Source organism: Sphingobacterium yanglingense (assembly GCF_004363245.1).
GTDB classification, from domain to species: Bacteria; Bacteroidota; Bacteroidia; order Sphingobacteriales; family Sphingobacteriaceae; genus Sphingobacterium; species Sphingobacterium yanglingense.
Genome location: NZ_SNYV01000013.1, coordinates 430,145 through 444,052, shown reverse-complemented (window position 1 = coordinate 444,052; position 13,908 = coordinate 430,145). Strand labels below are relative to the sequence as shown.

Below are 13,908 nucleotides of genomic sequence, written 5' to 3'. Positions count from 1 at the left end.
TTTATTGTTTCTGCTCTATGATCAGTTTAACATGGTACTTGTTCCGTTCCGTCTTTGAAGCCTCAAAGCTATATCTCTCCCCGTAGACAAAATCAAGGCGGGTGCGCATTATCTTATGCCCCAACCCCATTGATGGTCTATCCTGCTTTGATTGATCTATGGTATTGGTACATTGGAATACAATCTGATCTTCCGTTATGTCTAGTCTAATCTTAATGGGATTGTACGAATCGGTATACAGCCCATACTTAAATGCATTCTCAACTAACGTAATCAAGGTCGTCGGTACCATTTTGTGGTGTGAGGCCTTGCCGGTAATCTCGAAATCTACAAAGCATTCTGTAAACCGGCTGCGTTCTAAGGCCAAATAAAGCTGCAAAGCATTTATTTCTTTATAGAGCAATACCTGCTTTGTACCCTCATTGGATGCTGAAAGCTGGTAGGTGACTAAAGTCGCTGTCTGTCCGATATGTTCGGCGACGTCGGGTAAAACCTGCGCCGCCCGCTGCTTTAAGTTGGTCAATACATTCATCAAGAAATGTGGATTGTTCTGTAAGGTTCTAAAAGCAAACTCCATTTCCTTGGCTTCTATTTCTTTGGCATGCCGCAAGCGGGCTTCCTCTTCTCTAAGCCTTGCATTAATCGTGGCCTTGATGTGAAATACCAACACAGCAGCCATTGTCCACGCCCCAATATATTTGTTCAACATATTCCAATAATAAGTTTCCGTTTCATTCGAATGGATATCCTCTTTGAGATCGATCCACACCCCGCCCATGAAATGGATGGATTCGGTCATCAACAGGTAAAGTAGGATCACCAAGAGCACAGATTTCCAGATCCATTTTTTCATCATGACCAAGTACAGAATTAAAATACATCCGTTGAACGCCAGAAAAAACAAGCCGCAGGCTACTAATTGGTCTATGAATGTTTTCTCGGGTCTTACATGATGATTGATCAAGAGTACTAGTAAAAAGTATATCGGCCAACCCCATAATTGTATTTTGGCGTTTTCTTCCAAGAAGATTTTACTTTGCATAGGTAGCAACTTAAGTTTATCTTCCCAAAATACAAATTAAGTTGCATTTATCGAATTACAGTATGATCCGTATACCATTGCTGCGCTAAAGTTTCAAATTCCGCTTTGCTTATCGAAAAACATTTCATGTCCTTTTTTCGCAACACATAACAGTAATCCCCCATTTTAAAAATACCATACTTCGCTGAATCTTTAAAAGAGTCTGATTCCTGTGTATACCATACGCCCAATGCTAATTTCTCGTCGCCTCGCAGTACATGAATATGGCTCCATAGTGTCCATTGCTCGGGCGATCGGATGACGAAAGTTGCAAACCAACCAAAGAGTTTATTGAGGACTGCTGTAGCAAAGATCCTCCGATCCGTATTGGCTATTGAAAACATGGTAGGCAAAGTCTCTAACTGCACGGATTTGTTCTTTCTATGCGCTATCATTGGATATATCGGTAGCTGCAAGGTATGTGCGAGCTGGGCCACTCCGCGACCTACTGCGATATTCTGACCTAGAAACGATATGCTTTCTAAGGATGGGCTATCCTTGCCGACCACAGTCTCGAGTCCATCGGCAAATATGAGGATTTGAAATCCTTGCTTCGGCAAGCTATATAACTGGCGTAGAGCGGCGGGGCTATTGGCATCGAGTAGTACAAAACGACCTTCGGCACGTGCCTCTTCGAGCGCTTCGAGAAGTACCGCGTTACGCGTGGTCCAATCGTCCTTGACCGTTGCGGCGACCAGCAGGGCAAACGGGATTTTGGCTTTGACCATTAGATAGCAGATCAGTTGATAAGCCCCAAAATGAAAGGAAGCAATGATACCGGGCTGCACTATGAGTCGCTTTCTAAAATCGTTCCATCCCTGAATACGCCAAGGATATGTGCCTGCAAACAGCGTTACGTCCATTGCATTGAGCCATTGCTGCGTGCGTGCCCGACTAAAAATTTTCTTCTGTGTATTCAACTTCAACATAGGTAGAAAATGGCTTAAATTGGCGCTCATGAAAGTAAAGGTGCTTATCGTGTCGATATCCCATTTTATATTGTCGGACTCTAAATTGGTCTGGATGCGCTGTAGCTCCGCCCAATAATGGTGTTGTGGATCCATAATTTTAAATAAAAAAGTAAGGTTTAAGCAAATGCCGTGGGCGTAAAGAACGCCCCCACGGCAAATGCCTTCTATCTGTTATAGCAAATCCAACCCAGGAAATATGACATCACAGGGACTAGGTCGCCTTCCATTCTGAAAAATAGGTGTATTAATACCGGGTACCGGGTGCGCTTTGCGTCGTAAAGCCGATGCCAATACTTTTTTTGCAGGTTGTGTCTGCACAGCAATTTTGAGTGTTGTGTTCATAATATTGTTGTTTAGTAAAACCATACAAGGGGGCGCCCTACTTGTCTATGTATATCCAAACGTAAGCAGGTCTCTTCACAAATAAGAAAAAAACGATAGATAGGCCCTGACCAGGGATGAACGCGTTGATTGTGGCGATGAAAATTATTGTCACCCCCTGTTACGCTTAAAATCCTTAGCTAAATGATGCTAACGAAAGCAATCTCAAAACCAGATTCTATGATGTCACCCCTGTCTCTTGACAGGTATGGTACAAACCCTTTCTTTAGCCGATTTATTAATGCCACTCGTAAACCAACCAATTGATGAAAAAGACATTACATTACGAATTATCGGATTACTTTGGTGCGGCGGTAGCATCCAAGGCACTAAACCATCCACGCCCCAGGCTTTCGATCCGGCATGCAGACTGCTCCTATTTTGTAAATGGTGAAGCCGAAGCTATCGAGCAGGAGTTTGACGGCCACTATGGCTATCTGTATAGTCATGACCTCTGGCTAGAAGAACCCGTTTCATTTACCATACAGGTCGATATGGCCGACCTGCATGTACTCTACCTCATGGACGGACAGGAGGAAATCTATCTACTGGATGCCTTACAACATCCTATCTGCACGATAGCACCGGGGCGTGCCCGCTATCTGTATCTACCCGAGGAACGTTATTACCTGTCGGTACCGGAGAGCTACACCCAGCTATTTGGATTTTACTTTGACGGGCAGCTGTTCCGACAGGGCAACGAGCGGCCGTTTCGATTTCTGCATGCACTGATTGAGGCCTACCGAAGGGAAGCGACCGAACCCCAGTACAGCATCGATTTTCGGGTCGGGCCGCGGACAAAAGCGCGGATCCAATATCTACTGACCCATCTGGAGAGTGGGCAGCTCAATACCGAGCGGTTTGTATTGGACGGGCTGACGGAGCTGCTGCTGATCTCCAGGGATAAAGTGCTGGAAGAATACGAGATGAGCAGTGCAGGCAAACTGGTTGCAGAGAAAGTGCAGAAACTCCTCCAGCAATATGTAGCGCAAGAGGGGCAGGAATTCAGACTGAGCCAACTTGGCGAAGATCTACAACTGAGCATGTCGTATATCAAGCGCGCCTTTCTTGCGCAGTACAAGCAGTCGCTAAGCAGTTACAAGAATGATCTCTTATTGGAAAAATCGAAGCTGTTGCTTGCGCTTGGGACAAGCATCAGCGCGGTAGCTTATGACTGTGGTTACAATTCGCTAGGGGCTTTCTGCCATTTTTTCAAAAAGCAAACGGGTATCACGGCACAAGCCTATATACAAGGATTAGATGCTGACGAGGGGCTAACTAATCCATCGGCAGGTAGCTAGCCAAGCCACTCCGTGAGCAATGCCTGGACTACCTTTGGTCTATAATCTTCAAGGTGAAGGTTAAAGGGAATTTATTTTATAACAGATGTTATGACAAAAAACAAAACAGTGAAGACATTACTATTCACTTTAATGATGACTTTCATTGCCGTCGGCACGATTGCAATTGCGAAAGAAGTAATGAAAAAGGAAACCGTTAAGATAGAGGCTCCGGCAGCTACCGAAACACTCTATTTTGTAGGGACAAATCCACTAAATCCGGATCATTACAGTCCAAATCCGGACCCGAACAAGCCTTGTGGATTACCTCAGCAGACGATCTGCCAGATCGAGGCACCCGTAGATGCACTGGGCAGACCTATCATGACTGCTCCTGCGGGAAGCTCTACTGTGGGAGAAGAGATCCAGGAATCTCTGGCTTCATTAACGGATCCAGAAGCAGAAGAGCCTATTCTAAACACTACGGTTAAGGATTTTAGGCCAAATTAAAAAAAATGGACTGCCCGTATTCTTTATACATAGTATGCTGGCAGTCCATTAAACAAACAAACGAACTACCGCGGATTTTGCTCGTAATGCCCCATCTCTGTCGCTAAGTAAGGAATTAAGAACACATACCTAAGGCTATTAGGTTCCAGGGTATAAACCTTTAATTCCCCATCTATTTCCATCTCTCTATGGATTGTTGTCTCTAGACTCTTCGTTCTATTCAGACGTCTCAAATCCTGCCATCTCAATCCCCTACAGACCAATTGCTTCCTCCGTTCTTCAAGTGTCCTACGCAACAGGATATCGCTATCCAATATGGTCAAACTGTTAAAATAATCGGAATTATAACGATGCTGCAAAAGGGTATTTAAATACCTTAGTCCAGTCGGGGTATCCTCACGTCTTGCTGCACATTCGGCCTTGATCAGGTACATTTCATCCATGCCAATCCCTCCAAAATAGTCAGCCAGCTTGCCATGGTAATAACCGCGAAACTTCATCCCCTCTGCCCCAGCTGTGTAGTATAGATTCTTCCGCAGGTCATGCTCTTCATATAGGCTATACAAAGCAGGGTCTATGTAGGTATTTGGATTGTATATAAATTCTCCGGTCGATGCTGCCCGACCATAATATATCAACTCTATATTATCCGCTAATACAAATGGGTATAATCCGACACCACTGACCGTGTTATAATCCCAAAGCTCATCTTTCCGTTTCAACAGCTTATCTACCATTTCTTCGGCGGCAACAAAATCTTCTACAGTCAGATATGCGCGCGCCAACGCTCCATAACAGGCCAATTTTGCGGGCCTCGTGATGTATTCGGATTCTTCGGGCAGCAGTTCCAATGCCCGGTTGAGGTCTCCGAAGATCTGCCTATACGTTTCTTTCAAACTTGAGCGCCCAATCTTCACTTCGGACGACGAATCCATGCGCAACACTATGCCTAAGCCTTCGCCGGTATCGTGTATCGAAAAATGTGGGCAATAGATCTGTGCCAGATGAAAGAACATCCATCCCCGTAAGAACAACGCCTCTCCTTCGAGTTGATTCCGTAAACGCTGGTCACCACCTTTGATACGCTCTAATGCTTCCAATACGACATTTGCCAGGCTGATGGCTTTATAAGATGTAGTCCAACCGGCATCTATCCCCTGATCTTCCCAAATATAAATATCCTGAATCCGTTGCGTCATCTGTGCATATCCCTTATAGGTCATATAAAACTCGTCTGATGCCATAGCCAGCGTACTGGGGTATACATCATTAACGGCATTTTCATTATCCAGAATAGCCCGCAAATCCTTCAGTGTACTGGGATGCGCAAGGGTATTATCAGGTTTGGCATCCAGAAAATTTGCACAACTATATAGCCATACAGACAACCCAAGAACGGGTATTAATTTTATTATACTCTTCATTTCACCAGCTTTTAAAGATTAATATTTAAACCGACAGAATACCGTCTAGCAGATGGCAAATCGTAATAATCAGGATCCAACCCAAATCGATTAGCTCTCCAAAGGATACCGAGATTGTTTGCCTTTATATAGAAATTCACCTGTACCTGCTGACGAAACAGCCGTGCTTTTGCGGTATAGTCCAGACCAATGTCCTGTAGTCGCAAGAGTGCCCCGTCTAGAATATGAGGAGATGAATTACTATAAAACAGATCGCGATTTGTGCTGATGGGATATTCTAATGATGGAACATCGGTATGAAGCTCATCGCCAGACTTCTGCCAGCGTCTACTGTAGTCCTGATGGCCGATCCACGAGTTGAAAAGATCTTGATAATTGATCGTACTTTTTTGAAAGTAGTGCCCAAATTTGTAGGAAAGTAAGAATGAAAATCTTATTTTTTTCCAACTGATCTCCTGCATGAATGATCCATAATAAGGCGGTAGTGCGGTACCATGATATGCTAGATTCTGAATACTATCTTTGATCAAACTGCTATACTGCTTTGTTACTTCCCCATTCAGGTATCCTTGAGGATCCCCATTGGTAGGGTCAAGACCTGCGAACTTGTAGGAGAATACCGGATATATTTCCTTATCCAGCACTGGGTTGATCGACCGTCCTGCACGCTGCACATAGTTCTGCCCGTTAAAATTTGTCCCATAGAACTTTTTGACGACTGTGCGGCTGTACGAAAAGTTGGCACTGCTTCTACCTGACACATTACCTAGTGTATAACTACTGGTGAGTTTAACATCTATTCCTCTTCCTCTTAGTTCGGCCACATTGCGGGTAATAGTTGAATACCCCGTAGTAATATCCATTCTGTCATTGGACAGAAGATCGGTAGATTTCTTATCATAGGCCTCTATAGAGCCATTCAGCACATTGTTCCAAAGGCCAAAGTCTATCCCCATATTGATCGTCCGGACATCCTCCCATCGCAGCGTAGGATTAGATAGCACTCGGATTAGCGCTCTTGGTAACTGGGTGATAGCGGATGCTGCAGCAGTGGTATGTGCTATTATTGGCAGCGTATTCGCTACTCCTCCCGAATTGCCGCTGTGCCCATAAGTAGCCCTTGCACGTAGGTTTGTCAGCCATAGTTCGTTATGCAAAAAGGGCTCTTTGCTTAAGGTCCAGCTTGCTCCCGCAGACCATAGCGGATTCCATTTGTCATTGGTCTTGACTCCGAACAGGTTGGATGCATCTTTTCGTGCCGAAAAGCTGAAGCCGTAACGTTCTTTGTAGGTGTAGCCCATATTTCCGTAGAAGGAGACCATACGTCTCAAATACAGCGATTGGCCACCACTGTTTGGAATTCGGCTGTTGCCAGCCAGCCCATCGTATATGGGATAGGCATTGACCAGATCGACTACCTGGCTGGTCATCAGGTCTTCGTCGTATCCATAGACCGAAAAACCTTTACCCTTCGTATTATTTGCGAATACCTCAGCGCCTAATAGTCCCACCACCTCGTGATTGTCAAAAAGTGTCCTGCGGTAATTCGCCTGTGCCCGTAAGGAATGGCTTTGCATGTCAGTTATTGTCGAGTTTCTGATGGCCCCCATCGGCATAATATGCTTTACCTGAGCTCCATTTACTTGGGTAAATCGGTTAATCAGATTGCGGGTATAGAATGAATCTTTCCGGTAGAGCATTTCGGAATCACTGGACTCGTTCTCCATATTGTAATGCAGATTAAGCGCCAACCCTTCCAAGGGTCTGTAATCCATTAGAAACTGTGCATTGATATGCCTTCTGGCCACAGAAGACAACGAATTACCTATCTCATTTGCAGGATAGTACCCCCAATCCAACAAAGGCCTATCCGTAAGCCCCATTATATACTCCAGATTATAGCTATTTGCGATCGGTAGCGCATTACCGCTCCCATCACGAAAACGAGCATAAGGATATAGTGAAATCTTTCCCCCGCCTATGATATAACTATGGCTCATCAGATCGGCATAAGCCTCGCTATTGCCCTCATTAAAGGCTAGCCTAGCTTCCGCAGACAGTTTGGGATGAATATTTAACCCTGTAACGGTGCGTATATTGATCCTGTCATTTTTCATTCCCAACTTATCCCCTAGCTTTCTATCATAACCGATGGTGATGCGATTGGACATCCTCGATGAGCGGTTGCTGAAAGCAAGAAAATGCTGCTGTTCTATAGGTGCGCGGTAGAAGATATCCATCATTTCGCGGCGATAATCCGTAACGCGGGATTGCGCTACAAAACGGTCCACATCGGAGTGATCGACAGTTCCTACCTTCTCCTGGTACAGCATGTCTACATAAGGTGAGAATACCGTATTATTCCTGATTCGATCATTGCCGAAATAGGCGGCGTCATAATGCTTATTATTAAACAAAAACTGTTCGACCTCCATAAAATCCGAGGCCGACATATGGGGATAGTACATAAGATTTGGCTTGGCTGGGGAGTTCAGCGTCGAGCTGTATTCCAATGCTGCTTTATCAGCGCTTACGGCCTTCTTGGTCGTGATAACAATCACGCCATTGCCCGCCCGTGCACCCCATATCGACGAAGCCGCCGCATCCTTGAGAATAGTCACAGACTCTACATCATTTGGATTGATGTTGTTGATATCGCCTTGATAAGGGAAGTTATCTACGACAATAAGCGGTCCTGTCATGAACTGTGACAAGGTATTGATCCCCCGGATATTGATCTCGGCACTCCCACTACCTTTACGATTATCAAACTGTAAGCCCGGTACCAGTCCTTCTATACGCTCCAGCACATTGCTCCCTGTACGTGTATTGAACATTTTATTGTCGATATGCTCAAAACTGCCTGTCGAACGCTCTTTAGGAATGAACTGATACCCTGTACTGACCACTTCTACAGCATCGATCTGTGTCTTTGTGGAATACATGACCACACGGATGCTATTATCTGCTCCATCAAATCGCCTTGTCATCTGTTGGTAACCTATATGGCGAAAGACCAGGGTGCCGCGTGTTGAATTTGACAGAATCTCAAACTCACCTTGTTCATTGGTCTTGGCGAGCGACCCGTTATTGTCGGTATGGATCGATACACCTTCCAGACCGTTATCAAGCGTATCTACTACTTTTCCGCGCAGTATCGTTTGTGCATGTGCGCTGATACCGATCAGCACACATACTATAAATAGAAATATCTTCATAGTTATTTCTTTAAAAGGAAAGGTGGTACATATTCCCGATCCAAAAGATTACGGAAGGTATGAGTCTGCAAAACACCACTTTCATTAATCCAGAAATAGCTGGGAAAACAGTAATAAGAAAACATATTTTCCAAATAGGTGTCTTCAATAATGGAGATTAAACCGTGCATTCCAGCTTTTGCGAATCGTCCATTATTAATGTGCTTAACTAGCACATCATACTTCTCGCGAGTTTTCTTACTGTTGACCATAACCACAGCCAATTCATTAGGATACATTGCTTTAAAATGTTCGATTTCTTTTTGATGCAAAAGACAAGGTGCACATCCTGAAGACCAAAAATCCAATACTAACATTTTACCTTTATGTTCTTCTAGTGTACCGCGTATGGTATCGCCATTGATAAAAAACAGGTGTTCTTTCGCCCAGAATTCATCGGGTATACGCTGTCCGATGCGTAATGGCTGCACCTCATTAAGGCCTTTGTCCTCCTGCCCGAAAGCAGGAGAAACCAAAGACCAACTAAACAACACACAGAATATTATTAAACATGCTTTAGGCCATAGGCTGTAAGCAATATGCTTTATTACGTAGGCGCAGATTTGCACTTTAGGCAGTTCTTTTCCAGCCCCATTAAAATTCTTCATTTTTGGATTCATTATGTGTGACCTAATGAGGGCGGGTCAGAGCGTTACTTCTATCAATAACCAACCGTACCTAATCCTCGATCAGGCCACACATTTTTAAATAAAAAAAGTAAACTGATAAAGTCGTTTAGTGCAGAATTGGTTTATATAGGAATTTAGCGTTTTATAATTGGCACTCGACTCATAAAGCCACGAATAATGACTTCTATCCCTTTAGTACTAAGGAGGCTTAATAATGTTTTTTGCTCTTTGTTTTCTCATAACTTGTTTATGTTATGAGTCCCTAGGGGGTTAGAAGTTTACTATAGCGAGCTCCTATCCACCGTACAACAAGGTTCCGACGCCTTACAGAAACGGATTTACAATAGGAAGCCCATGAGCTATAGCTTGCACCAAAGGTACAAAAATATCTACACGGGCATTTTCCTACTGTCTCGTTCTGTTTCAAATTGTCGGAATTTGTTGTCGAGACTCTATTTAGTCAAATGCCTTGATTTTTATAAAAATCATTTCATAAAACAAACATAAACAAATATTTGCATTAATACAAATTTATTTCCATTCATCAGAGTACATTACCAATACCGAGATTAATGCCATTATGAGAAAACCGGTAAAAATTTCATCCATAGATCTATATATAATTAATACTGTCAGGGCCATTAGGAAAATTTTAAACATTAGTCAGCGGGAAGTGTCAAAAGCCATCAATAATTTAACGGACAATAATATATTGGGACCGATAGAGAGTCAGTACCATAAAGAAACCTATAACGATGAACAGCTGAATAAAATTGCTGACTATTACTCAAAAAAATCAAACAGAAATTATACTTTAAAAGATTTCTACCCCAAATCAGCCTTAAAGGAAGAGTTAGTTGACAAACTAATTATCTAATTCTTTAACTAACTTTGGTTAGAAGTTATGACTAAGCTAAAAGTATTTCAAATATCCCTTCCCGTCTATTCTGTGGATAAAGCCCTTATGTTTCGAAAATATCGAAAGAAAATTGGCTATTCTGCATATGAGTGTTCGTTCCTCATTGGAAAACACGATTTTTTTATACGAGATATAGAAAGCTTATTAGAAAAGTCTTGGTTTTCAACCGAGGATACAAACTATGTTTTATTAATATTTGAGGACGAGTTAGAGAATCTTTTTCCGACAATTGCTCACAATAACAACTATTCGGTAGTAGTAAAAAAATCTATAGGATTAAAGAGAAAGTTATTACTTGAAATAGATATGGAAATTTTAGGGATATCAGATTCCCATCGAAAATATTCAATTCAAGAAGAGGAAAAACATGTTGAATTACCTACTAGTCTTGAATTAGAAGACGAACAGACTTTGCGGGATTTTATTTTCACCCTATATCGTGAAGGCTTTTTCAATAATACAAAAACTGCACTAGAAATATTCGATGTATGTCGGGAAGAGGAAAATTTCGGGCGAAACTTTCATCCTCGCTACATGATTCGAGCCCTCGATTATTATACGAATAGGAAGTCAGGAAATCCTATTCTAAATAACAGCCGTACTAACTTATTTTCAAGAAGATTATTCTTTAAACCTGTGGACTTTGAAATCTCGGAATCATCAGGTCCTATTTCTAAAGTAGCAATTGATAAGGGTTTCCCCTCCTTTAGAAAAGCAGCAGAATGGGTTTCCAAACTAGATTATAGGCGTAATATTGATAAAGATAATGTACTATGTCTTTTTGAGGAACAATGTGGCACCTGCAGTACAAAACATGTATTATTGAAACGTCTAGCTGATGAAAATGGCAATGAAGAACTTCAATTGATGCTTGGTATATTCGCTATGAATGCTAAGAATACACCAGCCATAAAAGACACTCTTAAAAAATATAAGCTCAAATACATCCCGGAAGCTCATAATTACCTTCGGGCTTATAATTATATTTTAGACTGTACTGGTATTGGCATTAATGAAACCAAATTTGAACTTGACATAATTCAAGAGCTCGAAATCCAACCCGATCAGATTACCGACTTTAAGGTCAAGTACCACAAGGATTTTGTGGACAATTGGATTGAAGAGAATAAAATCTCCTACTCGCTCGATGAGTTGTGGAAGATACGAGAAGAGTGTATAAAAACGATTGTACTATCTAGGCTCGAGCTTAAAACAGAACGATTAATGCTTCGTCCGTTCAGAAAAGAAGACGGTGCAGCTATGTATGAATTGAATGACGACCCAGAAGTGTTGCAGTATACAGGCGATATACAGTTTGTCGATATGACAGCTACCGAGTGCTTTTTGGAAAATTACACTCAATATGAAGAATACGGTGTAGGCCGCATGATTGTGGTATTAAAATCGACGGGGGAAATCTTAGGATGGTGCGGATTGAAATATCATCCGGAGGAGGATGAGTATGACATCGGCTACCGCTTCTATAAAAGGCATTGGGGAAAAGGCTACGCTACAGAAAGCGCTAAAGCGATCATGGCGGATGGATTCGCCAGAATAGGCATGAAACAGATCTTAGGCAGGGCTCGCGTAGAGAATACCGCTTCTATCCACGTGTTCGACAAGTTAGGCATGGAATTCGTCAAAGACTACATGGAAGATGATTGCAAATGGGTATTGTATCAAATTAAGCAGCCCTCGCGGGACGCAAGGGCTACCTTTTTTTAAACCAATTATAAACCGCTAGCGCGGAGCCTTTTATGAATATATAAATATAACACTGTATACCACTATAATACAACACATAAGCAAGCACTCGCATCGCCGTAAAGGGAGCTGATAAAACAGCAATAGCCACCCAGTCGTACCGGATGGCTATCTTAATATGTTATTATATCGATGTATTCTAGCTAAAGCTTTTCGATCTCTTCAACGGTAAGCCCGGTACCTTTGGCGATATCGGCTAGAGGTAGCCCCATTTTTTTGAATTCTAGAGCTATTTCACGTTTCTCAGCTAATTTCTCAGCCTCAGCTTTCGCTCGTTCTTCAAGCTGAACCTTTTCTCTTTCCTGTCTTTTGATGGTCTCTATTACACCCATTTGAATTGTGCCTCCTGTCACTTGATAAATGTATTTGTCAAAGTTACTATTTAAATCCTTATCTCGTATAAAAAGAAAACTCTTTAAAAAAACTAAAAAGCTCATTATACGGTCTTTACTATATTTATTGGTCTCGATAAGCGCTCGAGCTATTGTACTACGCTCTTCGGCCAGTTCCTCTTCAGGCAGCTTGTTTTCATCCAAAGCTTTCTGACATGCCAATACAATATACGCAAATATATTGTCCATCGCAAGGAGCTCGGACTCCTGATGATCAAATATCTGATAGCTTAAGTAGCGAAACTCGAACGAAGTGCGGAATACTTTGTACCGGTATTCGTCGGACCGCCGCTGGCTACGACTACCAGTAAAAACAACAATAGTCTCTACAGGAACGCGATAACGATCCAGTATACGGTAGTGGTACTCAAATATACGGTGCGAGAACCGGTCGTCGCTACCGCCCTCGATCTCGGTATGGACCAAAATCCATTTCTCTCTACCGTCCTTCAAGAATACCTTCACTAAAAGATCAGCGATACGCTTGCCTTTCTTACGATCGCGGTCCGGAATAATCTCCAACAGCTCTTTGTCCATAAAAGTCAATCCTCGATCCAGATCGAAGATATCCTCTGCTTCTGCATACATAAAACGTAAAAAATCAGGAAAATTATCCTCGAAGATCGCTTTCAGAAGTTCATCGTTCTTCTTAGCAGGTTTTAATCGTTGTCCTGTATTCATAATTCTCTCTATTGGTTAATCACATAAAGATACAAATGCAAAATCATTAAAACTAAAATAATTAGCAAAAAAAATCAAAGATGGCAAACAGCAATTTAAATGATGGAAGAGAATTTACCGAAAGAAAAAACTAAACCATGAAAAGAGAGAATCTAAATAAATCCCCCTTAAAAGCGCCCTAATACGGGAAACAAACTAATTTTCGAAAAATAAACAAAAAACGATTGGACAGATCGGAATTTCTTCAGAAAACAAATAGATTTAACAAAATATTCGGAAGTATAATTTTCTGATTGCGATCTTGGATAGGCTACTTACATTTGTGTCAGAATATAAAGTCTGTAATTTTTTTAGTTGGTCATTTTTATTCAAAACTGGCCAACTTTATTTACTTTATGTTTCGAACAGTTTATTCAATTCGGGGTTATTTTTGTTTAATTTAAAGCGTCTAAGGCTATCCGCCAAAGACGCTTTATACTATATATTGAAGCTAAGAATATACGACGTTTTATTCCTTGCGGTTTTTAACGTTTAAAATCACTCCTCGTACTTATAAGAAACGTGTTCATTTAAGTGTCCCTAAAGATGAATTTGAAAAGTACCGGCAGCGATCGTATTG

The 13,908-nt window shown here is 42.0% G+C and carries 10 protein-coding genes; 3 read left to right on the top strand and 7 right to left on the bottom strand.

The features are described 5' to 3' along the window. Position 1: 1 nt before the first annotated feature. From CLV99_RS10185 to CLV99_RS23225, 3 genes are all read right to left on the bottom strand, one after another. Positions 2 to 1,042: a sensor histidine kinase gene (locus CLV99_RS10185; protein ID WP_133584398.1), complete on the bottom strand. Its 1,041-nt coding sequence runs from the start codon at positions 1,040 to 1,042 to the stop codon at positions 2 to 4. A 47-nt stretch (positions 1,043 to 1,089) separates the two neighbouring features. Beyond that, the gene (locus tag CLV99_RS10180) at positions 1,090 to 2,145 is read right to left on the bottom strand and encodes a lysophospholipid acyltransferase family protein (protein ID WP_133584397.1); all 1,056 of its coding nucleotides are present in this window, start codon (positions 2,143 to 2,145) and stop codon (positions 1,090 to 1,092) included. Positions 2,146 to 2,223: 78 nt separating this feature from the next. Further along, complete coding sequence (locus CLV99_RS23225; protein WP_162850090.1) at positions 2,224 to 2,394, bottom strand: hypothetical protein; 171 nt, start codon at positions 2,392 to 2,394, stop codon at positions 2,224 to 2,226. Between the two features lie 305 nt (positions 2,395 to 2,699). Here CLV99_RS23225 and CLV99_RS10175 point away from each other — a divergent pair, with 305 nt between their 5' ends. Then, complete coding sequence (locus CLV99_RS10175; protein WP_133584396.1) at positions 2,700 to 3,734, top strand: helix-turn-helix domain-containing protein; 1,035 nt, start codon at positions 2,700 to 2,702, stop codon at positions 3,732 to 3,734. A 90-nt stretch (positions 3,735 to 3,824) separates the two neighbouring features. Further along, on the top strand, positions 3,825 to 4,223 hold the full coding sequence (locus tag CLV99_RS10170; protein WP_133584395.1) for a hypothetical protein: 399 nt from the start codon (positions 3,825 to 3,827) through the stop codon (positions 4,221 to 4,223). 65 nt (positions 4,224 to 4,288) lie between these two features. On the opposite strand, the gene CLV99_RS10165 is transcribed toward CLV99_RS10170, so the two are convergent. Genes CLV99_RS10165 through CLV99_RS10155 form a run of 3 tightly spaced genes read right to left on the bottom strand, consistent with a single transcriptional unit; the run spans position 4,289 to position 9,512 of the window. Further along, positions 4,289 to 5,647 (bottom strand): RagB/SusD family nutrient uptake outer membrane protein, encoded by a 1,359-nt coding sequence (locus CLV99_RS10165; protein ID WP_133584394.1) that lies wholly within the window; start codon positions 5,645 to 5,647, stop codon positions 4,289 to 4,291. Between the two features lie 11 nt (positions 5,648 to 5,658). Then, positions 5,659 to 8,865, bottom strand: coding sequence for a SusC/RagA family TonB-linked outer membrane protein (locus CLV99_RS10160; protein ID WP_133584393.1), 3,207 nt, complete (start codon positions 8,863 to 8,865; stop codon positions 5,659 to 5,661). Between the two features lie 2 nt (positions 8,866 to 8,867). Beyond that, positions 8,868 to 9,512, bottom strand: a complete 645-nt coding sequence (locus CLV99_RS10155; RefSeq protein WP_133584392.1) for a TlpA family protein disulfide reductase — start codon at positions 9,510 to 9,512, stop codon at positions 8,868 to 8,870. A gap of 925 nt (positions 9,513 to 10,437) precedes the next feature. Here CLV99_RS10155 and CLV99_RS10150 point away from each other — a divergent pair. Beyond that, positions 10,438 to 12,177, top strand: coding sequence for a GNAT family N-acetyltransferase (locus tag CLV99_RS10150; RefSeq protein WP_133584391.1), 1,740 nt, complete (start codon positions 10,438 to 10,440; stop codon positions 12,175 to 12,177). Positions 12,178 to 12,359: 182 nt separating this feature from the next. Here CLV99_RS10150 and CLV99_RS10145 read toward each other — a convergent pair whose 3' ends face one another. Further along, positions 12,360 to 13,289: an RpnC/YadD family protein gene (locus tag CLV99_RS10145; protein WP_133584390.1), complete on the bottom strand. Its 930-nt coding sequence runs from the start codon at positions 13,287 to 13,289 to the stop codon at positions 12,360 to 12,362. Positions 13,290 to 13,908: the final 619 nt, after the last annotated feature.

What these genes read in the sequence shown, in the direction of transcription:
- CLV99_RS10160 (WP_133584393.1), bottom strand. Translation starts at nt 8,865, where the DNA reads ATGAAGATATTTCTATTTATAGTATGTGTGCTGATCGGTATCAGCGCA.
- CLV99_RS10185 (WP_133584398.1), bottom strand. Translation starts at nt 1,042, where the DNA reads ATGCAAAGTAAAATCTTCTTGGAAGAAAACGCCAAAATACAATTATGG.
- CLV99_RS23225 (WP_162850090.1), bottom strand. Translation starts at nt 2,394, where the DNA reads ATGAACACAACACTCAAAATTGCTGTGCAGACACAACCTGCAAAAAAA.
- CLV99_RS10165 (WP_133584394.1), bottom strand. Translation starts at nt 5,647, where the DNA reads ATGAAGAGTATAATAAAATTAATACCCGTTCTTGGGTTGTCTGTATGG.
- CLV99_RS10170 (WP_133584395.1), top strand. Translation starts at nt 3,825, where the DNA reads ATGACAAAAAACAAAACAGTGAAGACATTACTATTCACTTTAATGATG.
- CLV99_RS10180 (WP_133584397.1), bottom strand. Translation starts at nt 2,145, where the DNA reads ATGGATCCACAACACCATTATTGGGCGGAGCTACAGCGCATCCAGACC.
- CLV99_RS10175 (WP_133584396.1), top strand. Translation starts at nt 2,700, where the DNA reads ATGAAAAAGACATTACATTACGAATTATCGGATTACTTTGGTGCGGCG.
- CLV99_RS10145 (WP_133584390.1), bottom strand. Translation starts at nt 13,289, where the DNA reads ATGAATACAGGACAACGATTAAAACCTGCTAAGAAGAACGATGAACTT.
- CLV99_RS10155 (WP_133584392.1), bottom strand. Translation starts at nt 9,512, where the DNA reads ATGAAGAATTTTAATGGGGCTGGAAAAGAACTGCCTAAAGTGCAAATC.
- CLV99_RS10150 (WP_133584391.1), top strand. Translation starts at nt 10,438, where the DNA reads ATGACTAAGCTAAAAGTATTTCAAATATCCCTTCCCGTCTATTCTGTG.